Genomic DNA, 21,655 nt, shown 5'->3' on the forward strand with positions numbered 1-21,655 from the left:
GTACACGTGCTTCCGCCCGGCACGCCGAGAGCACGCACCAGACGCCGCAGGGCCGCCCTCCGGGCGACGACAGGAGTTTGACGACAGGCCCTAGCGGCCCGAGTGGTCGATGACGTTGCCGTTGGAGCAGTTGTTGACGTGGTCGCCCGTCCAGTCGCCCAGGACGGGTACGACGGCGACCTCCTGGAGGCACACGGCGGCGGCCGTGAAGTTCCAGTTGTTCGCGGCGTTGACGCCGCCGCCGAAGTTGGAGTCGTTGTCCGCGTGGGCCGGGGCCGCGAGGCCGACGCCGGCGAGGACCAGGGCGGCGGCTGTGATGATCTTCTTCATGCCGGGGTAACGACGCACCTCCGGCGGCGATACGGGCGTCCCCCCGTCCGGTCGCCCACCGCAAGGTCGCCGGCGGTGCGCGGGCCGTCCCGGGATACGGTCACCCCGAAGGAAAGCGCTCTTCGGCGGGCCCGCTCGTACGTGGCCGACCACCCGTACCCACCGCGGCCCGCGCGAGGAGCCCCGCACGCACACCACCATCCGGGGGAAACCAGTGACCGCATCCGACGTGCGCGCCCGTGCGCCGCGACCGCCTCGAATAACGGAGGTCGACGCCCTGCGCGGCTTCGCGCTCCTGGGCATCCTGCTCGTCAACGCGCTGATGATGGCCGGTCCGTACGGGGTGGGGTCGGTCGCGGACCCGGACGCCTCCACGCTCGACCGGACCGTGTACGGCGTCGTCCAGGCCCTCGTGGTCGGCAAGTTCTACCTGATGTTCTCCTTCCTCTTCGGCTACAGCTTCACCCTCCAGCTCGCCGCGGCCGACCGCGACGACGCGCGCCCCGTGCCCCGGCTGCTGCGCCGCTCCCTCGGCCTGCTGGTCCTGGGGGCCCTGCACGCCGTACTGCTCTACGTCGGCGACATCCTCATGACCTACGCGCTGCTCGGCCTGGTCCTGATCGCCGTGCGCGACCGCCGGGCTTCGACGGCCCTGCGGGCCGCCCGGATCGTGTACGTCTGCGTGAGCGGCGTCCTGCTCCTGCTGAGCCTGCTCTCCCTGCTCGTGCCGGAAGCCGAAGCGGCGAAGCTGGACGCCGAACTCTCGGCGGGCTTCGCCGAGCGGGTCGCCGACTACCGCGGCGACGCGGCCTCCGTCGTACGGGCCAACCTCGCGCTGCTGCCCGAGGCGCTCCTCTCCGTCCTCGCGATGGGCGGCTTCGTCCTGACCGCCTTCCTCGTCGGGCTGTACTGCGGCAAGCTGCGGCTGCTCGCCTACACGGAAGGGCACAGGGCACGGATGCGCCGCCTCTGCGTGCTGGGCGCCGTCCTCGGGCTGCCCGGCGGCCTCTTCATGGTGCTGGCCACCAACGGCCCGCTCGGGGCGCGTTGGGCGATCCTCGGCGAGATCGTGGGCCTGGTCACGGCGCCGGCCCTCACGGCCTCCTACGTCTGCGGCCTGCTGCTGTTCCTGCGATCCGCCCGCGGGGCGCGCGTCACGGCCCTCCTGGCACCGGCCGGCCGCATGGCCCTGACGAACTACCTGGGCCAGTCGCTCGTCATGGCCCTCGTCTTCACCGCGTACGGCCTCGCCCTCTACGACCGCCTCGACCCGGCGGTCGTCGTCCTCGGCGCGTTCCTGCTCTACGCCGCCCAACTGGCCCTGAGCGCACGGCTCATGGCCCGGTTCCGGTACGGCCCGGTGGAATGGCTGCTCCGCGCCGTCACCCTGGCCGGTCCCCCGCACGCCCCCGCCCGCGCGAGGACGACGACCACCCGCTGAGGCGCGCCGCGCGGCCCCGCCGCGAGCGCTCACGGGCCGCGTACGGCCACGAGCGCGCACGGCGGCGGCCCGCCGGGGGGTCAGTACGCGCGCGGGCCCGCGTCGGTGGCGCGCATCGGCTGCGGGTAGTACACCTGCCCGTCCTTCATGACCTGCTGGCACGTGTACGGAGTGGGCCCCATCGGCACCGCGACGGCCTCGGGGACGTCGTTGCACAGGATGTGGTCCAGGGTGTCACCGCTGTTGCCGAAGATGATGCGGCGGACGCCCTCCTGCGTGATGAGCCCCTGGCGCGGGGAGGCCGTGTAGGTCACGAGGTTGTCCGAGAAGCCGGACTTGTCGCCGATGGTGACGTCCCACTGCACCACCGCGCCCTTGTACTCGGACGTGCAGACGACGGTGGTGCCCTTCGTCGAGTTGAGGTCCTTCGGGCACTTGGCGGTGACCTCACCGGTGCCACCGCCGAGGCCGAGGGTCTTCTTGCGGAGGGCGTACTCCACGTTCGCCGAGAACGGCGCGTCGGAGGCGGGCGACGGTTGCAGCTCGCCGGTCGGGAGGGGTTCGGGACGATCCAGCCGGTTGGGCAGTCGACTGACCGACGGCGCCGGCTTGGCGCTCTTCGCGTCGGTTCCTCCGCACCCGGTGGCCAGAACGGCCACGCTCGTCACCGCCACCACACCCAAAATCTTCATGCGCATGACGAAAAGATTACTGGTCGGAACGGGTGTGACCGTCCTACCGGATGGTCGGTCCGACCCCCGACCGGAAGATCCACACCGGTGGGGGCCGAACGGGTCCGAACGGGTCCGAGCGATCCGAGCGGGCCCGGAACCCTTCGCTCAGCGGAACAGGTGCGCGTGCTCCTCGGCCCACTCGTCGAAGGTGCGGGCGGGACGGCCCGTCAGATCGGCGAGGGTGGGCCGCTGGTCGAGCGTCCACTGCCGGAGCTCGTCGAGGCGCAGCGCGTACTCGCGGAGCGCGAAGAGGGTGACGTCGATGCCGTCGTCGGGCCACCCGCGCTCGCGCCACGCGTCCCGGCCCGCCTCGGGGGCGAGGTCGACCGTCGCGACGGTCCTGCCGATGGCCCGGCCGATGCTCTCGACGCGGTCGCGGGTGGCGAGCGGCGGTCCGACGGCCTCCAGGACGGCGCCCACGTGGTCGGCCGTGCGCAGCGCCGTCGCGGCGACGGCGGCCAGGTCCTCCTCGTGGACGAACGGGTAGTAGCCGTCCTCGACGAACGCCTCGCGGACGGTGCTCTCGCCGCGCACCGTGTCGGGCCAGTCCGATCCCGTGGCCGGGTAGGTGCCCTCCAGGACGGCTCCCATGACCGCGGAGGGCCGGATGTGCGTCCACTCCATCCCGGACGCCTCGACGGCGCGTTCGACGGCCAGCCAGAACCAGGTCTCCGGCGGGTACGCCTCCTCGTGCTCGGGCCCGTGCGAGGAGAGCGTGACGACGCGCCGCGCGCCGGCCTCGCGGGCGAGCTCCAGTGCCTCCCGTACGGTGTCCGGCACGGCGCCCGCCAGGAAGACGGTGTCCGTGCCGGCGAAGACCCCGACGCGTTCGGCGGGTCGGGTGACGGATCCCTCGACGAGTTCGACGCCGGCGGGCCAGTGGCCCATCTGCCCGGGCTCGGCCAGGACGCGCACCCGGTCCCCCGCGGCGAGGAGTTGCCGGGCGAGGCGTCGCCCGACGACTCCGGTGGGGCTGCTGCCGGCGCCCTTGCGGGCCTCGACGGCCGTCAGCAGGTGCAGCGGGGAGGCGGACGACGGGGACGGGTCGGAAACCGTGTTCGGGATCGTCTGGTGAAAGGACACGGCGAGCACCTCCGGTGAAGCCGGCGGAGACCGTGCGCCGTCCTCCCCGTCCCGGGGGGAGCGGTTGCCGATCAGGGCCGCCCACACTACCAAGGCGACCCGCGGCGCGCAGGGCCGCGACCGGGCCGACCCGAGGCGCTCCGCGCCCGCGCGAAACCCTCCGACCTGCGCCCGGCCGGCGGGCGGGATATCAAGGAGCGTGAAGGCGGACGCGAGGTCCGGCGGTCGCCTCCCACGGCTGAGGAGTACGTCTCGTGGAGTTCGAGGTCAATGGCGCCCGGCGCGCGGTGGACGTGGACGACGATCCGGCCGCCGTGGAGGTGGTCCGCGACAGGCTGGGGCTGACCGGCACGAAGCTGGTCTGCGGGGGCGGGGTGTGCGGGGCGTGCACGATCCAGGTCGACGGTGAGCCCCGGGTGTCCTGTCTGACGCCGGCGGCCTTCCTGGCCGGTCGGCGGGTGACGACCGTCGAGGGTCTGTCCGACCATCCGGTGGCCCGTGCCTTCGCCGGCGAGGACGCCCTCCAGTGCGGTTACTGCACGCCGGGGTTCGTGGTCGAGGCGGCGGCGTTCCTCGATCGGTGGCGGGCGGCGCACGGCCACGCCCGACCGGAACGGGAGCTGATCTCCGAGGCGCTCTCGGGCCACCTGTGCCGGTGCGGCGCGTACGAGGCGATCCTCGCCGCGGTGGCCGCCGCCTGCGCGGGCGACTACGACACGGCGCCGGCCCCCGGGCGGGAGCCCGCGGCCCCGCGCGTCGAGGCTCCGGCGAAGGTCGACGGTTCGGCCCGCTACACCACGGACCGGCGCCCCGAGGGACTGCTGCACGGGGTGATCGTCCGTTCCCCGCACGCGCACGCCCTCGTGCGTTCCCTGGAGGCCGGGGACGTGGCGCTGGTGTCGCTGCTGCCCCCCGACGGCGTCGTGCGCTACGTCGGGCAGCCGGTGGCCGCGGTCGCGGGGCCCGACCGGGCCGGCGCGCTGGCGGCGGCCGCGCGGGTGCGGGTGGACTACGAGGTGCTGCCCGCGGCCCTGGACGCGCGGCGGGCCCGGTCCGGGGAGGGACCGCTCGTCTACGAGGACAAGGCGGCGCGCGAGCGGGCTCCGGGCTCGGGCGAGGCGCCCCAGCTGGTGCCCGCGCGCTGGCGGGGAAACCTGCGCGGGCCGTCCGCGATGAGCAGGCGACCGGCCACGGCCGTGCGCCGCATCCTGGACGCCCGGACCCACAGCCCCGAGCGGCTGGTGGAGGGCGTGTTCACCACCGCCGCGCAGACGCACACCCCGCTGGAGCCGCACGCCTGTCTGGCCTGGTGGGAGGAGGGGACCCTCCGTCTGGAGGTGTCCACGCAGTCGGTGAGGCAGGTGGCGGAGCAGGCCGCCGAACGGTTCGGCGTACCCGCCGACCGGGTGGTGGCGAAGGCCGTCCACGTGGGCGGCGGCTTCGGCTGCAAGATGGGGCTGACCTCGGACGTCGTCGCGGCCGTCGAACTGGCGCGGCTGCACGACGCGCCCGTACGGGTGGTGCTGGACCGGGACGAGGAGCTCGTGGACGGCGGATACCGGCCCGGCACCCGGATCCGGCTGGCGATGGCCGCGGACGCGGACGGCGCCCTGAGCGCGCTGGCCATGGACGTCGACAACGACGGCGGTGTCTCGGTCGGCGGCACGGTCGCCGCCCTCGCCCGGTTCGTGTACGGCAAGGCGCCGCGCCGGCTGCGGGACTTCGACACGCTCACCCACCGGCCCCCGGGCGCCCCCTTCCGCGGCCCGGGCGGGCCCACGATGTGCTGGGCCCTGGAACAGGCCGTCGACGAGATGGCCCACCGGCTCGGCGAGGACCCGATCGCCCTGCGGCGCCGCTGGGACGGCAATCCCAAGCGGCACGCCCTGTACGACTGGGCCGCCGCCCTGCCGGTCTGGTCGGCGGCGCGCGGCGGCGGCGGCGGACGGTTCCGCCGGGGCGTCGGCGTCGCGGCGGCCAACTGGCTGTACTTCCTCGATCCCGACACCGAGGTGGAACTCACCGTCGAGGACGGGGTGGTCGTGGCCCGCTGCGCGGTGCAGGACATGGGCACGGGATCACGGTCCGTGCTGTGCCGGGCCGTCGCCGAGGGCCTCGGCGTCACGGCGGCCCGGGTGCGGGCGGAGGTCGGCCACAGCGACGCCGTCCACGGTCCGACCTCCGGCGGCAGCCGTACGACGCCCTCCCTGGTGCCCGCGGCGTCGGACGCCGCCCGGCGACTGCGCGAGGCGCTCGGCGGCGGCGACGACCTCGCCGCCCGTCTGGACGCGGCGCACGGCCTGCGGGTGGTCGGCCGTCGGCCCCGCGACCGCCGGGGGTTCGTGACCCCCTTCGGCCTCACCATGGGCGGCGTGGCCATCGGCCGTGGGTTCACCGGATCGGTGCAGGTCGCCGAGGTCGAGGTGGACACGCGCCTCGGCCGGATCCGTCCGCTGCGCGTGTGGAGCGGCATCGCCGCGGGCCGGGTCCACGAGGAGCGGTTGGCCCGCAGCCAGTGCGAGGGCGCCGTGGTACAGGGCATCGGCTACGCCCTGTACGAGGAGCGGCGCACCGATCCGGTCACGGGCCGGGTGGTGACGGAGAACCTGGAGGACTACCGCATCCCCGGTATCGGCGACACCCCCGAGATCACCGTCCACTTCCATCAGGAGGGCTTCGAGCACGTCCCGGGAGGCGGTGTCGGTCTCGGCGAGATCGCGACGCTGCCCACCGCGGCGTGCCTGGCCAACGCGGTGTTCGACGCGACCGGCCGGCGCCCGTACGACATGCCCATCCGCCCCGACCGACTCCTGGAAGGACCGGGCGCATGAGCAACGAGCCCGCCCTGGCCGACCTTTCGGCCGTCGTCCTGGCCCGTGGCGGGGAGCTGCGCGCGGGCGGCACCGACACGACCGCACGGCAGCGCAGCGGCATCTCCCCCGGGCCGTTCACCGACCTCGGCGGGGCCGGGGAGATGCGTGGCATCACGCCGTTGCCCGGGGGCGGGCTGCGGATCGGCGCCCTGACCACCCTCGCCGAGCTGGCCACCGACCCGCGGGTGCGCGACGGTTGGCCGGGGTTGGCGCCGGCGGCCGCGACCGCGGCCACTCCGCAGATCCGCGCGGCCGGCACCCTGGGCGGCAACCTGCTCCAGCGCAACCGCTGCTGGTACTACCGCAATCCGCACGTCGACTGCCTCCAGAAGGGCGGGAGCGACTGCCCGGCGCGTCGGGGCGACCACCATTTCGGGGTGGTGTGCGGCGACGGCCCGTGCGTCACCCCGCACCCGTCGACGCTGGCGACGGCCCTGCTCACCTACGACGCCGAGGCCGAGGTCCACGGCGAGTCCCCGCGCGGGGTGGCCGCTTTGTACGGGGACGGCGACCTCCTCTTCCGTACGGACCACCTGCTCGCGCCGCAGCGGATCCTGACGGCGGTCCGGCTGCCCGCCCCGTGGCCCGGTGAACGCGCCGCCCACCACCGGACCATCAGCCGGGCGCACGCCGAGTGGCCCCTGGTGGAGGCCTCGGTCCGGCTGGTGCTCGACGGTTCCACGATCACGCACGCCGCCGTCGCGGCGGGCGGGGTGGCGCGCGTCCCGCTGCGGCTGCCGGAGGTGGAGACCGCCCTGATCGGCCGTGGGCACGACCCCGACTCCCTCGCTGCCGCGGCGGCGACGGTGCTCGCCCGTTGCCGACCCCTGCCGCAGACCGGCTACAAGGCCGCGCTGTTCAGGGACACGGTCCTGGAGGCCCTGGAACGGGCCGCCGCCGCGCCCGCGGACGCCTGACGCGCGGCCCGGCGCCGGGGGTCAGGCCGTGTCGAGCAGGGAGTCGAAGGCGGCGGGCAGGGCCTTCCAGGCCTCGCGCCCCGACCGGTACTCCCTGTCCGTCAACAGGCAGGAGTCCAGGAGCCGTTCCAGCGCGTCGCGGTCGAGCCCCGGCGAGGTGAAGACGAGGTGTTGGCAGCGGTCGCCGTGGTCGGGGTGCCAGTCCAGGGCGGCGGCGGCCCGGCGCATCGGGGGGACCAGCTCCCAGGCCGCGTCGGGCAGGGAGGCCAGCCACGGGCCCGCGCTCTCCACGCACAGCGCGCCGCCCGCGGCGTCCCAGGCCAGCAGGGTGTCGGGCCGGTCGGCGAGCCAGAACCTGCCGCGGCTGCGGGTCGCCGCGCAGCACAGGTCCTCCAACGCCTCGTAGAGGCGCTCGGGGTGGAAGGGGCGTCGGCGGTGCCAGACGAGGGTGGTGACGCCGGCCTCGTCCGCCTCCTGCGGCAGGAGCGCGCACGCCGGGTGCTGCGCTGCTGCCGCGATCTCGACGTCGAAGCCGGCGAACGCGGCCCGGGCGAGGTCGGCGGAAGCCGCCGACACCCGCCGCGCGGTGGGGTGCAGCTGCGCGAGCAGCGCCCGGTCCTCCTCGTCGGCCCGCTCGCCGTCCACGATCGCGAGGACCGGCGCGTACTCCAGCTGTCGGGCGAAGGTGTCGCCGACGGTCCGTCGGTCGGTGGGGGCCGCGGCGAGCCCCACCTCCGCCAGGTCGTCGCCGTTGGCGAGGCAGGGCAGGACGAGCGCGGGGTCCACGGCGGTGATCACGTTGGTCAGGGCGAGCCGACCACCGCCGTGACCGGCGACGACCTCCGCCATGGCCCTGGGCTCGACCGAGTCCCACAGTTCGACGACCGCCAGGCGGGTCGGGCCGCCGTCGGCCATCCGCTCCAGTTCCGGGACGAGGTCCTCGCGCAGCGCGCAGCAGGCGCAGTCGTTGACCAGCGGCGTCTCGCCGCGGGCGAGGGTGCCGGAGGCGTCGCGGATCAGGCGGAGCACGGTACCCGCCGGCGCCCCGGACAGGTCGTGGTGCAGCGCCACGCTGCCGGGAACGGTGCGCAGGAGCCGTTCGACCACCTCCGCGCGGGCCTCGGCGTGCATGCCGGCGACGATGACGACGGGCAGGCGCTCTCCTCCCATCAGCGGGCTCCGTAGCGGCGCTGGAACTTCTCGACGCGGCCGGCCGTGTCCACGACGCGTGCGGTGCCCGTGTAGAAGGGGTGGCTCGCGGAGGAGATCTCGACGTCGACGACCGGGTAGGTGTTGCCGTCCTCCCAGGTGACGCTCCTGTCGCTCGTCATCGTGGAACGGGTGAGGAAGGCGGTGCCGGAGGCGGTGTCGCGGAAGACCACGGGGCCGTAGGCGGGGTGGATGCCGGACTTCATGGCAGGAACCTTTCGGGGGTGGGGTGGGGTGCGGGGTCGGGGGTCGTTCGCGCGCCGGCGGGGCCGGTCAGCGGTCTTCGCGGAAGTCGACGTGGCGGCGGGCGACGGGGTCGTACTTGCGGAGCACCAGCCGGTCGGGGTCGTTCCGTCGGTTCTTGCGGGTGACGTAGGTGAATCCGGTGCCCGCCGTGGAGCGGAGCTTGATGATCGGGCGGATCTCGTTGCGTGCCATGCGGCTAGTATATGACAACGGTTTCCATTTCCAACAAGCTCGGCCACCGGGGCCGGCCTTCGAGAAGGGCGACACACCCATGTCCGCACACTGCCAACTGACCGGCGCCAGGCCGGGATTCGGCAACACCATCTCCCACTCGCACCGGCGCACCTCGCGCCGCTTCGATCCGAACATCCAGCACAAGCGCTACTGGCTGCCGAGCGAGGGCCGTCACGTACGCCTCACCCTGAGCGCGAAGGCGATCAAGACGGTGGACGTGATCGGCGTCGAGGCCGCCGTGGCCCGGATCCGGGCCCGCGGGGTGAAGGTCTGATGGCGAAGAAGAGCAAGATCGCGCAGAACCGGAAGCGCGAGGAGACCGTCAGGCGGTACGCCGCCCGGCGGGCCGAACTCAAAGAGGTGCTGCGCCGACCGCGCTCCACGGCAGCCGAACGGGAGGCCGCCCGCGCGGAACTGGACCGCCAGCCGCGGGACGCGAGCGCCACCCGCGTGCGCAACCGCGACAGCGTGGACGGCCGCCCCCGCGGCCACCTGCGCAGGTTCGGACTCTCGCGCGTGCGCCTGCGCGAGCAGGCACACGCGGGATTCCTGCCGGGCGTGACGAAGTCCTCCTGGTAACCGCCGGCCGTTGCGCACGCCCGTACGCGCACGCCCCGGGTTCGAGGCGTGCGCGTACGGCTCTCGCGCGGGCGCCCGGGCGGAGCGGCCCCGCCCGATCCGGCTGCGGTCAGCGGGCCTGGCGGTCCCAGAACGCGCAGTGGTGCGCGGAGCCCGCGTCGACGGGACGGATCCCGCCCGGTCCGGGCGCCAGCGACAGCACCGACCGCGCGGGGGCCCGTGTGGTGCGCAGGCGGGGCCAGGTGGGGGCGCCGTGGGCGTTGGGGTCGCCGGTGCGCGCGAAGTTCGTCCAGTAGTCGACCATCCGGTCGGAGAGCTCGCGTTGGGCGGCGTCCATCGGCTTCTCCGTGGGGAAGGAGGGGAACAGGAACGGGATCTCGAAGCCGTGCGCGGCGCCGTAGGGGAAGTCCGGGTTCGCGGGCAGGCCCGCCAGGACCGGAGCGTTCGGATCGTCGAACTCGTACCCGTAGAGCGGCAGTCCGGGGGCGTGCGCGGCCAGCGTGCGGGCCGCCGACAGGGTGGTGCACGCGAGGGACCGGTCGGTGAGCACCGAGGCCCAGGCCAGTGCGGGGGTGGCGTGGCGCGCCGCCGGGTACCTCGCCTCGACGGCCGGCGCCCCGGACCCGAAGGCGTCGACCAGACGGGCCCGGTAGTCGTCCTCGGTGCGGATCGGGAAGGCGGCGAGCGACAGCCCGACGAACGTGCGCATCTCGTCGTGGTTGGTGCCCAGCAGGACCGGCACGCGGTGGAAGCGTCCCGCCCCCAGCGCCCGACGGGGCTCCTCGGGCAGCAGGTCGTTGCCGAAGGCGGGCCGGTTGAAGGACGCCATCAGCCCCGCCGTGGCCAGTCGCTCCGTGCTCTGTGCGCGCAGGCACGCCAGTACCCCGTCCCCGCCGCCCGCCGTGCAGCCGAGTTGCCGGGCGGTCTCCTTGCCGGCGGTCTGGACCTCGTCGCGGGAGGAGAAGGGTTCGTACGCGGGCGTGCCGGGTCCGAGGGCGCCGCGCGGGAAGGACATGAGGCAGGAACCGCTCTGCAGGACGGCACGCCGGAAGAGGCCGGCGGCCGTCGGCGAGGTGAGGTGCGCGCAGATGCCGATGGCGCCCGCGGACTCGCCGAACAGCGTGACGTTGCCCGGATCGCCGCCGAAGCGGTCCGCGTTCGCCCGGACCCAGCGCAGGGCGGCCTGTTGGTCCGCGAGACCGAAAGGCGGGGCGGAGCCCAGGTCGGGGTGCCCGAAGTAACCGAAGATCCCCAGGCGGTAGTTGATCGTGACGACGACCGCGTCGCCCCGGACCGCCAGTCGCTCGGTGTCGTGGTCGCCGCCGGCGCCACCGAGGAAGGCGCCGCCGTGCATCCAGACCAGGACGGGCCGCTTCCCCCGGTCCGGTCTCGGGGAGGGCGTCGTGACGTTGAGGTAGAGGCAGTCCTCCGAGCCGACGACGGCGCCCGCCCCCGGGGCCGGCATCTGCACGCAGCGCGGCGCCGGCGTCGTCGCGTCCCGGACACCGCCCCACGCGGCCGCGGGAACCGGGGCCCGCCAGCGCAGCGGCCCGGTCGGCGGCGCGGCGTAGGGAACGCCGAGGAAGGTGGCGTACGCGCCGTGGGAGACCCCGCGCAGGAGGCCGCGGTCGGTGCGCACGACAGGGGCGTCCTGCCCGGCGGAAACCGGGGAAGCGGGCCGTGCGGCGCTCGCCGGCGCGACGCCGGCCGCGAGCAGGGCAAGGGCGCACAGCAGCGGGGCGAGCACCGCACGGAGCCCGCGTGGTGGGCGTGGAGGTGGTGCCGTCGTGGTCGGGGGCATGCGTGGCCACCGTTCTGGGTCGAGGGGAGCGGACGCGTCGCGCCGCGGGCCGGGCGGTAGCGGGCCCGAGCGGCGGGTCTCGGCCGGCCGAACCGGTGTGGTCGGTGCTCGGTACGCTAGGACCTCCCCCGCACAGGAGATTCAAGGCACCGTGACGCACGACACGTGGAGCATCGGCGAACTCGCGGCCGGAACCGGCGTCTCGGTCAAGACCCTCCGTTACTACTCCGACAGCGGCCTCCTGCCCGTGGCCGCCCGCAGCGCCGGCGGCCATCGACGCTACGGGCCCGAGGCGTGGGAGCGCATCCGCCTCATCCGACGACTCCGGGCGCTGGGCACCACCGTGGCCACCATCACGCAGGTGGTCACCGGAGAGCGCTCCCTCGGCGAACTGGTGGCGACCGAACTCGAAGCGGTGCAGGAGCGACTGGCCGAGTTGCGGTGGCGCGAGGCCACGCTCAAGGCCCTCGACGACTGCGCGGGCGAGGAGCGGCTGCGTCGCCTGGAGGTGCTCTCCGGTGTGCGGAGCCTGCCCGAGGCGCACCGCGACCTCACCGATCACTGGTACCGCGCGCTGTCCGCGACCATGCCCCGGCGGCGGCTCGACATCATGGTCGCCATGCTGTCGCCCGGCCCGCCGCAGGACCCCGACGCCTCCTCCGCCCTGGCCTACGCCGAGCTCCACGTGCTCGTGGCGACGCCCGGCTTCACCCGCTGGACCCGCGACCACGACGCGGAGTTGCGGGACGGCCCGGCCTTCTACGAGGAGATCGACGAGGTCGCCGCCCTGACGGCGGCCGCGCTGACCCGGGGCTTGCCACCCGGCCCGGGGGAGGCCGTGAACGCCTTCGTGTCCGCCCACGCCCGCGCCCGGCGCGCGTCGGACACCCCCGCCTTCCGCGCTCACCTGCACGAGCTGGTGTCGAGGTCGTCCGGCTTCGATCCCCGGCTGGAACGCTACTGGGCCCTGGTCGGCACGGCGACGGGCGGCCGCGTGCCGAACATGACGGTGGCGCACCAGTGGCTGACGCGGGGGTTGTCGATGTCGTTGTCGCCCGGCGGGCACGGCTGATCGCGCGGCCGACCGCGTGGCCGACGGCCCTGCCGACCGCCGTGGGGCGCGCTGTTAGCCTGCCCCTCATGATCGAGAAGAGCTCCGGATCGCGAATATCCCGCCTGCTGGGGTCGGACGGTCCGCAGCGCGCCCTGATCGTCGCGAGCTTCGTCAGCCGGGTGGGCAACGGGCTGTTCAACACCGCCTCGGTGCTCTACTTCACGCTCGTGGTGCACCTGCCCGCCGCCCAGGTCGGTGTCGGGCTCACCATCGCCGGGCTGGTCGGACTGCTCGCGGGGATCCCGGCCGGGAACCTGGCCGACCGGCACGGGCCGCGCACCGTGTGGCTCGCGTCCCTCGCGGTGCAGGCCGCGACGATGGCGGCGTTCGTCCTCATCGACGACTGGCTCACCTTCACGCTGCTCGCCACCCTGGACCGGCTGGCGGCGACGGCGAGCGGCGCCGCCGGCGGAGCGCTCATCGCCCGCGCCGGCGGCGAACGCCCGGCGGCGTTCCGGGCGAAGCTGCGGACGTACGTCAACCTCGGCGTGGTCCTGGGCACGCTCGGCGCCGCCGTGGCCGTCTCGATCGACACCCGAGCCGCCTACACCGTGCTCATCCTCGCCAACGCCGCGAGCTTCGCCGGGGCCGGTGCGATCGCCTTGGCCCGCGTCCCGAACTACCGGCCCCTGCCGCGGCCCGCGGAACACCACCGCTGGGCCGTCCTGTCCGACCGGCCGTTCGTGTCCTTCGTCGCCCTCTACGGAGCGATGGGGCTCCAGTACCAGACCGTCTCCCTGTTGCTGCCGATCTGGCTGTCGGCCCACACCGACGCGCCCCGCTGGACCGTGGCGGCGGTCTACGCGGTCAACAGCGGGGTCTGCGTACTGCTCCAGAGCCGGATCGGCTCCCGGGTGGAGACGCCGCGCCAGGGCGGTCGGGCGCTGCGGCGCGCGGGGCTGCTCTTCCTGGTCAGTTGCCCCCTGATGGCCCTGACCGCGAACGTCCCGGTCTGGGTCGCGCCGGGACTCGCCGTCCTCGCCGTCGTCCTGCACAGCCTCGGCGAGGTGTGGGAGTCCTCGGGCGGCTACGCGCTCGGCTTCGGTCTCGCCCCCGATCACGCCCAGGGGCAGTACCAGGGCTTCTTCGGGATCGGCTTCGACGCCGGACAGGCCCTGGCCCCGGTGGTGCTGACGACGGCCGTCCTCGGCCTCGGACACGCGGGCTGGCTGGGTCTCGGCGTGTTCTTCGCGGCGGTGGGCGCGGCGGGCCCGCCGGTGGCCAGGTGGGCGGAGCGCACCCGACCCGTGGGCGGCGCGGCGGCCGAGGCTGCGGCGGCGGTCGCGGATCGGCCGGACGGCAGGCCTGCGTCGCTCGACGCCGACACCCGCTGAGGCCCCGCCCGACCGGGGCGGGCGGGCTCGGGTCGGCGCCCGGCTCACCCGGCGTCGGCCGCCGGGGACAGGCAGGCCCGCAGTTCGGCCTCCCCCGCGTTCCCGCCGGTGCACACGATCGCCACCCGCTGCCCGGCGAATTCCCCGCGCGCCGCGAGGAGCGCAGCCAGGGGCGCGGCGGCGGCCCCCTCGGCCACGGTTCGGGCGTCCCGCATGAGCGTCCACTGGGCGCGTCGGATGGCGTCGTCCTCGACGAGCCGGAAGTCGGCGAGGTGCTCGCGCATCAGGCGTTGCGTCAGCTCGAAGCCGGACCCGGTGGCCAGTCCCTCCGCCGTCGTGGTGTTCGGGCGCGTGACGCAGTGGCCGGCGCGCCAGGAGTCGTGGGCGGCCGGGGAGGCGGCCGACTGCACCGCGATGACGCGGCAGCGCGGGCCGATCGCCGCTGCCACCAGGCCCGCGGCGGCGGCGCCGCTGCCGCCCCCGACCGGGACGAGGATCGCGTCGAGGTCCGGTTCCCGCTCGAAGACCTCCAGGAACGCGGTGGCCACGCCGGCGATCAGGTCCGGTTCGTTCGCCGCGCTCACCAGCCGCATCCCGCGCCGGGGGGCGAGTTCCTCGGCGTGCCGGCGGGCCTGGTCGAAGTCCGCGCCGTGCTCGACCAGTTCGGCGCCGAGGCGGCGTACGGCCGCGGCCTTCAACGGGTTCGGGTCCCTCGGCATGACGAGGGTGCACGGGACGCCGAACAGCGCCGCGGCGTGGGCGAGGGACTGCGCGTGGTTGCCGGTGGAGTACGACAGGACGCCCCGGGCCCGCTCGGCCGGGTCCATCGCCGCGAGCAGGGTGACGCCCCCTCTGACCTTGAGGGCGCCGGTCGGCTGGAGGTTCTCGTGTTTGACCAGGACCCGGACGCCGCCGCCCACGGAGGCGTCGAGGGCGGGATAGGACATCAGGGGGGTGGGTGAGAGGTGGGCGCGCTGGAGACGGCGTGCGCGAAGGACGTCGGAGATCGTCGGACGGTGCATGTCCCCATGCTGCGCAGGGGGCGACCGATAGGACCAATGCCTGTTTCCGATGGACCCATCGATACCATCGATGGATGTTCGACGAGAACCGGCTGCGGGTGTTCGCGGCCATCGCCCGCGAGGGTTCGGTGACGGGCGCGGCGGCGGCCCTGCACTACGCCCAGCCGACGGTCAGTCACCACCTCGCCCGGCTCGAAGCGGAGGCCGGCGTGCCGCTCGTACGGCGCGTGGGGCGCGGGATCCGGCTGACCGAGGCCGGTCGCCTGCTCGCCGACCGCGCCGAGGAGATCCTGGGCCGGATCGACTCGGCCCGGGTCGAACTCGCCGCCCATGCCGGGCTCGGCGCCGGACGGGTGCGCCTCGCGTCGTTCCCCTCCGCGCTCGCCACGCTCGTACCGGCGGCGGCCGCCGCCTTCGCCGCCGCGCACCCGGACGTCGAGCTGGCCCTGACCGAGGCGGAGCCTCCCGAGGCCCTGGCGGCGCTGCGGCGCGGGGAGGTCGACGTCGCGCTCGCCTTCCACCACGGCGACGGCCCGCCCGCCGGCCGCGAGGGCCACACCGCGACCCCGCTCCTGCACGAGCCGGTCTACGTCGTCAGCCGGGCCGGCGACCCGTACACCGGACCGCGCGCCGACCTCGCCACCCACCGGGACCGGCGGTGGATCGCCGGCTGCGAGCGGTGCCGGGCGCACCTCCTGGCGGCGTGCGCGGAGCGCGGGTTCTCCCCCTCGATCGCCTTCGAGACCGACGATCACGTCGCGGCCCAGGCCCTCGTGGCCGCGGGCCTCGGCGTCACCACGCTGCCCGGCCTGGCGCTGCGCGCCCATCGCAACCCCGACGTGCGCGTCGACCGGCTGCCGGAGGTCCGGCGCCGCGTCGAGGCCGTCGTCTACGGCGCGCCGCCGGCCCCGGCGCCGGTCGACGCCTTCCTGAAGGTCCTCGCCGACACCGCCGGCCGGCCTCTGCGGTGGCCCTGAGCGGTGCGGGCGACGGGCTGCGCCGCTGCCGCGCTACCGCTTCGAAGTGCGGCTGATGCCGGAGGTGATCTGGGAGACCCTCGGGACGGAGATGCCGAGGGTGTCGGCGACCTCGGCCACCGACCGGGTGGTCCGCAGTTCGATGACGGCGGCCTGCCGGGTGGCGCGGAGTTCGGCCTGGAGCGCGGGCACGGCGTCGAGGACGGCGCCCACCGCGCGGGCGCGATCGGTGGGGTCCGGGATGGCCGCGAGGCTCGCGACGACGGAGCGGATCGCGTCGACGGCGGGAGAGGTCTCGATCATGGGGGCAGGCTAACCCGCAGATGTGACAGTCGGGTTGTCCGATTCCCGAAGAAGGGTGCCCCCAAGTGCGCCGATGCGCGGGGACGCGCGGAGCGCACGCCGTCGCGGGGGAGACGGAACGAGCCCGGTTTCGGCGTACGCTGACCCCTATGACCAACATCAGTACGAATGACGAGCAAGCGCACGAGGAACTCCGCGTCCTGACGGAACGTTATGTGAAGGAGTTCAGCGCACGCCTCGCCGAGGTCGAGTCCCCGCTCGCCCGTGAGGGTGTCGCCCGGATGATCGTCGACGCGCTCCTGACCGACGCGGTCCGACAGGCCAAGATCGTACGCAGCGACGCCATACGCGAACTGAAGCAGGGGCGCACCCTGAAGCAGGTCGCGGAGATGACCGGGCTCTCCATCCCGCGCGTCGACCAGTTGGTCAAGTGGAGCTGAACGTCCCCGCCCCCGACCGGGTTCGATCACCGGGCGGGGGCGGGCGACCGCCGGCGGGTCGGGGGCGGGGCCGCGTTCAGACGGTCGGGTCGTCCAGGACCTCGACGTAACCCTCGGCGCCGTGGACGCGGATCCGTTGCCCGTCGCGGATCAGTCGGGTGGCCCCTTCCACGCCGACGACGGCCGGCAGGCCGTACTCCCGGGCGATCACCGCGCCGTGCGTCATCTGACCGCCGACCTCCGTCACCAGCCCCGCGACGGCGACGAACAGCGGCGACCAGCTGGGGTCCGTGAAGGTCGTGACCAGAATGTCTCCCGCTTCGAGGTCGGCGTCCGCCATGTCCAGGACGACGCGGGCCCTGCCCTCGACCGTCCCGGCGGAGACCGCCACGCCGACCAGGGCGCCGTCCGGCACGCCGTCGCGCCGGTACTCCCCACCGAGGCACTCGCCGTCCGAGGTGAGCACGCGCGGAGGCGTCAGGGAGTGGTACGAGCGGAACTCCTCCTCGCGCCGCCGGATCAGCGCCCGGTCCGCGCGCCGCGAGCGCACGACCTCGTGGAGTTCCTCGAACGTGAGGTGGAAGGCGTCCTCCCGCTCCGCGAGCACGCCGGCCCGCACGAGGCGGTCGGCCTCCTCCAACAGGGCCCGCTTGTAGACGAAGGAGCGGCAGACGATGCCGTACTTCGGGTACTCGCGGTATCCGATGAAGGTCCGCACCCGGTCGATCATCCGCCGGGTCTCCTCGGCCTTGCGCTCCCCGTCCGGCAGGGCCCGCAGGCGCGACAGGACGTCCCGTTCCTTCTCCCGCGCCGCGCTCAGGCCCTGCTCGAAGCGCCTTCGGGCGGCGCCCGGTTCGAAGTTCGCGACGTGGTCGAGGATCACGGGCAGCAGCGTGGTGGGGCGTTCGCGCCAGCGCGGCCTGGTGATGTCGATCTCCCCGACGCACCGCATGCCGTACCGGTCGAGGTAGGCCTCGATGGCGTCGCGCGCCGCGGCCCCGCCCGGGAGCTTCGCCAGCCCGTCCAGGAAGTCCTCGTCCTCGGCGTCCCGGAGGTGGGCGATGACCTCCGGATGCGGGCGGACGACGTCCGCGACGTCGAGGAGTTCCAGCCCCATCCGCGAGGTGATGTTGTCGGGGGCGGACAGCGTGAGCGTGTCGGCCGCGTTCCTCTCCCCCAGCCACTCGCCCAGCCGGTCGTTGAGCCACCACGTGGCCTCCATGCCGGCCATGATCGCCTGGATGCTCAACGGGTCCCCGACGACCCGCTTGTGCTCCTCGAAGGCCTCCAGCAGGAAGTCGAACAGCTCCGGTCCGCTCTTCGCGCGGATGTCGCGTTCCAGGGCGGCGACCGAGGCCCGGCTGCGCCCGATCAGTTCGGTGACGACGGCCGGGTCGGTCTCGATCGCGACCACCGCGCCACGGGACGGCGCCGCGCCGGGCGGCGCGCCGGCGGGGTCCGGCTCCGGGAGGGTGGGCACGAAGTCCTCGCGCTCCAGGATCGTCTCCAGGGCGTCCCTGACCAGTGGGTCCCCCTTGCCCACGGCGTCCAGGAGACCGGCGCGGCTCGCCGGCGAGGCCAGGCGCGGGGTGACGTCGACGTACAGCCGCCCGCCGGCCTCGTGCATGTCCACCATGGCCGTGAGCCGCCACAGGGAGGACCCGAGGGCCTTCATGGGATCGGTCATCATCTGCCCGTGGCCGACGCAGACGTAGACGCGGTTGTCCCGGTCGGCCCGCTCGGGGACGGGGAACAGCGTGGTGATCGGCCGGCTCTGGACGATCCGGAACTCGTCGTCGACCAGGCACCATTCGATGTCCTGCGGGCGACCGAAGCGCGCTTCGATCCGCCGCCCGAGCTCCACGAGCCGCAGGAGCTGCGCGTCCGTCAGTGCCGGCCGTTCCCGCCGCTCCGCCTCGACCTCCACCTCGCGCGTGCCGCCGCCCGCCACGGCGTGCAGGGCGCGCCGCTTGGCGGCGATCGTCCGCGCGACGACCTCGCCGTCGCGCACCGCGAAGACGTCCGGGGCGACCAGGCCGGAGACGAGGGCCTCGCCGAGGCCCAGGCCCGCGTCCACGGTGGCGACCTTGCGGTTCCCCGTGACGGGGTCGGCGGTGAACAGGACTCCCGATGCCTCCGGGAGGACCATCCGCTGCACGACCACGGCCATGTGGACCGTGCGGTGGTCGATGCCGGCGCGCTGCCGGTAGGCCACGGCCCGATCGGTGAACAGCGACGCCCAGCACCGCCTGATGTGGCGCAGGACCTCCCCGGTCCCCACGACGTTCAGGTACGTGTCCTGCTGGCCGGCGAAGGAGGCCGTCGGCAGGTCCTCCGCCGTCGCGCTGGAGCGGACGGCGTACGCCGCCCCCTCGCCCAGACGGGCGAGCGCGTCGGTGATCTCCGCCGCGAGGTCGTCGGGGACCGCGATCTCCTCGATGGTCCGACGGATCCGCGCGCCGAGCGCGGCGACCGCCTCCCGGTCGCCCGGATCGAGGTGTGCGAGCCGATCGAGCTGTTCGTCGAGGGCGGGTGCCCCCGCCGTGATCCGTCGGTAGGCCTCCGTGGTCACGCAGAAGCCGGCCGGCACGTCGATCCCCTCGATCCGCGACAGCGCGCCGAGGTGTGCGCCCTTGCCGCCGACGAACGCCGCCCGCCCCGCGTCGACCTCGCCGACCTCGTCCAGACCCACCACGTACCGCCCTGCCACCGGGGCACCTCCCGCACTGTCGAACACGTTGTCGAGCACTTCCTCATCCCCGTTCGTCCACCCACCGCCGGAACCGACCCCGTTTGCGCAGGTCATGACCGTAGGCCGACGATTCTGCGGTACGACCGGGCCCTTGCGGCAAGCCCCCCGGTGCGCTATATCTTGAGAGTGGCGAGGAGATGTTTCTCCTCGCTTTTCCTTTTTCCCCCACCCCCTCCCCGACGTCGCCGGCGACCCGGTCTCCGTAACGTCGGAGCGCTGTGCCCGTATTGCACGGCTATGGTGGAAATGTGATCGAGTCTGGACGGCCGCGGCACCCTCGGCGCTACGGCCGGGGGTGGCTCGTGCGGCTGTCACCGGTGATCCTGACCGTCGTGATCGCCGGCCTGGCCTACGCCACCCCGCCGGAGATGGCGTTCAGCCGCCTCCTGCCGGCGGCGCCGGCGCTGGCCGCCGCCATGTGGCCGGTCCTGCCCACCGTCCTGCTGGGCACCGTCTGCCTCCTCCTGATGATCGGCCTGAGCCTCGTCTTCCCCGACCTGGGCACGTGGTGGACCTGCGCGGGGATCATCGCCGTCACCGTGGCCGCCGCGTACGGCAGCCACGTCCGGCTCCAGCGGGAACGCACCCTCTTCCAGGTGCGGCTCGTCGCCGACGCGGCACAGCAGGTCGTGCTGAGCCCGATGCCGCGCCGCTACGGCAACATCGAGATCGAGTCGCTGTACCTCGCGGCGGCGGCGGAGGCCCGCATCGGCGGGGACTTCTACGAGGTGGTCGACACGCCGTTCGGGATCCGGCTGCTCATCGGCGACGTGCGGGGCAAGGGACTGCCCGCGGTGGGGGCGGCGGCGGCGATCGTCAACGCGTTCCGGGAAGCGGCGTACGGCGAACCCGACATGGTCGACATCGCGCGCAGGCTGGACGCCAGCAGCAGCCGCTACAACGCCGCCTTCGCCCCCGACGGGGCGTTGGAGCGCTTCGCCACGGCCCTGCTCGCCGAGATCCCGCACGAGGGGCGACGCATCCACATCCTCAACTGCGGGCACCCGCCGCCGCTGCTCCTGAACCCCGGCGCCCTGCGCGTCCTGGAACCCGACACCCCCGCACCGCTGCTCAGCCTCGCGGAGCTGATCGGCGATCACTACAACGTCGACACCTTCGAGTTCACCCCCGGCGACCTGCTGCTCCTCTACACGGACGGCATCGCCGAGACCCGCGCCCGCGACGGCGAGTTCTTCCCGCTGGCCACATGGATGCGCCAACAGCCCCCGACACCGCCGCGCGACCTGCTCACGGCGCTGCACCGCGACCTCCTGCACCACAGCAGGGGCCGTCTCGACGACGACATCGCCGCCCTCGCCGTGCGCCTGCGCGAATCCTGAGGCGCCCTCGATCAGATCGAGGGGGCGTCGCCCGGCGCGGGCACGGCGTGGGGCCGCAGGACCATCAGCGCCTCCTCCCGGGTCGCCACCATGGCGAAGGGGAACCGGTCGAGTTCCAGGCAGAGCGCGACGTCGTCGGGATGGGCCCCCTGGCGGACGCCCTCGGCCAGCTCGGAGGCGGCGCGCGAGGCGGCGCCGCGCCGCAGGTACCCGGCCGGGTCCGTCTCGACCCCGTCGGCCCGGCGGGCGATGTACTGGGCGCACGCCAGGTCCTCGTCGGCGCGCCCGTCCTCGCCGGTGACCACGAACGTCACGCTGTCGCAGCCACGCGCGCGGAGCAGCCGCGCCGTCGCCTCGGCCACCACGAAGCCGGCGCACAGCACCAGCGACGCGTCCCGGACGGCGAGGGCGCCGACGGTCCCCGCCGTGGTCTTCTGCACGACGGTCCGTCCGTCGAGCCGCGCGGACCGCAGCAGGGCGGGCGAGTTGACGGCGTCGAACCCCGGCGCCGGCGGGCCGTCCTTGAGCGCCACCCAGTCCGGGTTGCGCGCCTTGAGCGCCAGCGCCTCGTCGAGCGAGGCGGCCAGTACGATCTTCTCCGCCCCCTGCGCAAAGGCCGTGGCGGCCACGGTGTAGGCGCGCATGACGTCGATGACGACCGCCACGGAAGGTGCTTCGACCAGCTCGGGGATCCCGAGGAAACGAGCGTCCATCGAGCCATGATCACGCATGCCCGGGCGGTGGCACGCGGACGGTGACGCGCCTCACAAGCACGCCTGCCCGCAACGCCGTTCGGGCAGGCCGACCCCGCGCCCGACTGGGCTGGCCCGGGTTTCCCGCGGCGGTCGCGGGCGGGGGTCGGCGGGTCGGCGGGTCGGCGGGTCGGCATGGAGCGTGGGGGGCCGGATGGAATGGCAATCGGCGGC

General features: G+C 74.4%; 21 protein-coding genes. 10 read left to right on the forward strand and 11 right to left on the reverse strand.

Translation table 11 applies throughout. From position 1 onward, the window contains the following. Nucleotides 1-90: 90 nt before the first annotated feature. Nucleotides 91-330 (reverse strand): hypothetical protein, encoded by a 240-nt coding sequence (locus tag AB0D01_RS36270; protein WP_363063020.1) that lies wholly within the window; start codon nt 328-330, stop codon nt 91-93. 214 nt (nt 331-544) lie between these two features. Between AB0D01_RS36270 and AB0D01_RS36275 the strand changes: the two genes are divergently transcribed. Continuing rightward, complete coding sequence (locus AB0D01_RS36275; protein WP_363063022.1) at nt 545-1,771, forward strand: DUF418 domain-containing protein; 1,227 nt, start codon at nt 545-547, stop codon at nt 1,769-1,771. An 80-nt stretch (nt 1,772-1,851) separates the two neighbouring features. Here the strand turns inward: AB0D01_RS36275 and AB0D01_RS36280 are convergent, their stop codons facing one another. Together AB0D01_RS36280 and AB0D01_RS36285 are read right to left on the reverse strand one after the other, a co-directional pair. Continuing rightward, nucleotides 1,852-2,469 (reverse strand): hypothetical protein, encoded by a 618-nt coding sequence (locus AB0D01_RS36280; RefSeq protein ID WP_363063024.1) that lies wholly within the window; start codon nt 2,467-2,469, stop codon nt 1,852-1,854. Between the two features lie 141 nt (nt 2,470-2,610). Continuing rightward, nucleotides 2,611-3,588 carry an NAD(P)H-binding protein gene (locus AB0D01_RS36285; RefSeq protein ID WP_363063026.1) on the reverse strand — a complete coding sequence of 326 codons (978 nt, stop codon included), beginning with the start codon at nt 3,586-3,588 and terminating at the stop codon, nt 2,611-2,613. Between the two features lie 254 nt (nt 3,589-3,842). On the opposite strand from AB0D01_RS36285, the gene AB0D01_RS36290 reads away from it, so the two are divergent. Together AB0D01_RS36290 and AB0D01_RS36295 are read left to right on the forward strand one after the other, a co-directional pair. Further along, nucleotides 3,843-6,419: a molybdopterin-dependent oxidoreductase gene (locus tag AB0D01_RS36290; RefSeq protein ID WP_363063028.1), complete on the forward strand. Its 2,577-nt coding sequence runs from the start codon at nt 3,843-3,845 to the stop codon at nt 6,417-6,419. Beyond that, nucleotides 6,416-7,378, forward strand: a complete 963-nt coding sequence (locus AB0D01_RS36295) for an FAD binding domain-containing protein (protein WP_363063030.1) — start codon at nt 6,416-6,418, stop codon at nt 7,376-7,378. The genes AB0D01_RS36290 and AB0D01_RS36295 overlap by 4 nt, the downstream gene beginning before the upstream one ends. A 21-nt stretch (nt 7,379-7,399) precedes the next feature. Here AB0D01_RS36295 and AB0D01_RS36300 read toward each other — a convergent pair whose 3' ends face one another. From AB0D01_RS36300 to rpmG, 3 genes are all read right to left on the reverse strand, one after another. Next, nucleotides 7,400-8,548: a GTP-binding protein gene (locus tag AB0D01_RS36300; protein ID WP_363063032.1), complete on the reverse strand. Its 1,149-nt coding sequence runs from the start codon at nt 8,546-8,548 to the stop codon at nt 7,400-7,402. Further along, a complete protein-coding gene (locus AB0D01_RS36305) occupies nt 8,548-8,793 on the reverse strand; it encodes a type B 50S ribosomal protein L31 (RefSeq protein WP_363063034.1) in 246 nt (81 codons plus the stop codon). The genes AB0D01_RS36300 and AB0D01_RS36305 overlap by 1 nt, the downstream gene beginning before the upstream one ends. Before the next feature lie 67 nt (nt 8,794-8,860). Next, nucleotides 8,861-9,025 carry a 50S ribosomal protein L33 gene (gene rpmG, locus AB0D01_RS36310; RefSeq protein ID WP_169090767.1) on the reverse strand — a complete coding sequence of 55 codons (165 nt, stop codon included), beginning with the start codon at nt 9,023-9,025 and terminating at the stop codon, nt 8,861-8,863. A gap of 79 nt (nt 9,026-9,104) precedes the next feature. Here rpmG and rpmB point away from each other — a divergent pair, with 79 nt between their 5' ends. Further along, on the forward strand, nt 9,105-9,341 hold the full coding sequence (gene rpmB, locus AB0D01_RS36315; protein WP_363063036.1) for a 50S ribosomal protein L28: 237 nt from the start codon (nt 9,105-9,107) through the stop codon (nt 9,339-9,341). After that, complete coding sequence (gene rpsN / locus AB0D01_RS36320; protein ID WP_363063038.1) at nt 9,341-9,646, forward strand: 30S ribosomal protein S14; 306 nt, start codon at nt 9,341-9,343, stop codon at nt 9,644-9,646. The genes rpmB and rpsN overlap by 1 nt, the downstream gene beginning before the upstream one ends. A 109-nt stretch (nt 9,647-9,755) precedes the next feature. Here rpsN and AB0D01_RS36325 read toward each other — a convergent pair whose 3' ends face one another. Further along, nucleotides 9,756-11,285, reverse strand: a complete 1,530-nt coding sequence (locus tag AB0D01_RS36325; protein WP_363063040.1) for a carboxylesterase family protein — start codon at nt 11,283-11,285, stop codon at nt 9,756-9,758. Between the two features lie 313 nt (nt 11,286-11,598). Here AB0D01_RS36325 and AB0D01_RS36330 point away from each other — a divergent pair, with 313 nt between their 5' ends. Beyond that, a complete protein-coding gene (locus AB0D01_RS36330; RefSeq protein WP_363063042.1) occupies nt 11,599-12,519 on the forward strand; it encodes a MerR family transcriptional regulator in 921 nt (306 codons plus the stop codon). A 68-nt stretch (nt 12,520-12,587) separates the two neighbouring features. After that, a complete protein-coding gene (locus tag AB0D01_RS36335; protein WP_363063044.1) occupies nt 12,588-13,895 on the forward strand; it encodes an MFS transporter in 1,308 nt (435 codons plus the stop codon). A gap of 44 nt (nt 13,896-13,939) precedes the next feature. Here the strand turns inward: AB0D01_RS36335 and AB0D01_RS36340 are convergent, their stop codons facing one another. Then, complete coding sequence (locus AB0D01_RS36340; protein ID WP_363063046.1) at nt 13,940-14,917, reverse strand: pyridoxal-phosphate dependent enzyme; 978 nt, start codon at nt 14,915-14,917, stop codon at nt 13,940-13,942. Between the two features lie 74 nt (nt 14,918-14,991). Here AB0D01_RS36340 and AB0D01_RS36345 point away from each other — a divergent pair, with 74 nt between their 5' ends. Continuing rightward, entirely contained in the window at nt 14,992-15,894 is a 903-nt protein-coding gene (locus AB0D01_RS36345) for a LysR family transcriptional regulator (RefSeq protein WP_363063048.1), read from the forward strand. A gap of 33 nt (nt 15,895-15,927) precedes the next feature. Here the strand turns inward: AB0D01_RS36345 and AB0D01_RS36350 are convergent, their stop codons facing one another. Further along, nucleotides 15,928-16,197 carry an RNA polymerase subunit sigma-70 gene (locus tag AB0D01_RS36350; RefSeq protein WP_363063050.1) on the reverse strand — a complete coding sequence of 90 codons (270 nt, stop codon included), beginning with the start codon at nt 16,195-16,197 and terminating at the stop codon, nt 15,928-15,930. A 149-nt stretch (nt 16,198-16,346) separates the two neighbouring features. Between AB0D01_RS36350 and AB0D01_RS36355 the strand changes: the two genes are divergently transcribed. Then, entirely contained in the window at nt 16,347-16,637 is a 291-nt protein-coding gene (locus AB0D01_RS36355) for a hypothetical protein (RefSeq protein ID WP_363063052.1), read from the forward strand. Nucleotides 16,638-16,713: 76 nt separating this feature from the next. Here the strand turns inward: AB0D01_RS36355 and rph are convergent, their stop codons facing one another. After that, a complete protein-coding gene (rph, locus tag AB0D01_RS36360; RefSeq protein ID WP_363063088.1) occupies nt 16,714-19,347 on the reverse strand; it encodes a rifamycin-inactivating phosphotransferase in 2,634 nt (877 codons plus the stop codon). Nucleotides 19,348-19,691: 344 nt separating this feature from the next. On the opposite strand from rph, the gene AB0D01_RS36365 reads away from it, so the two are divergent. Then, nucleotides 19,692-20,729, forward strand: a complete 1,038-nt coding sequence (locus AB0D01_RS36365) for a PP2C family protein-serine/threonine phosphatase (RefSeq protein WP_363063054.1) — start codon at nt 19,692-19,694, stop codon at nt 20,727-20,729. 11 nt (nt 20,730-20,740) lie between these two features. Here AB0D01_RS36365 and AB0D01_RS36370 read toward each other — a convergent pair whose 3' ends face one another. Then, on the reverse strand, nt 20,741-21,442 hold the full coding sequence (locus tag AB0D01_RS36370) for a 2-phosphosulfolactate phosphatase (RefSeq protein WP_363063056.1): 702 nt from the start codon (nt 21,440-21,442) through the stop codon (nt 20,741-20,743). Between the last annotated feature and the right edge of the window lie 213 nt (nt 21,443-21,655).

It is taken from the genome of Streptomyces sp. NPDC048606 (genome assembly GCF_040650855.1).
Classification (GTDB): domain Bacteria; phylum Actinomycetota; class Actinomycetes; order Streptomycetales; family Streptomycetaceae; genus Streptomyces.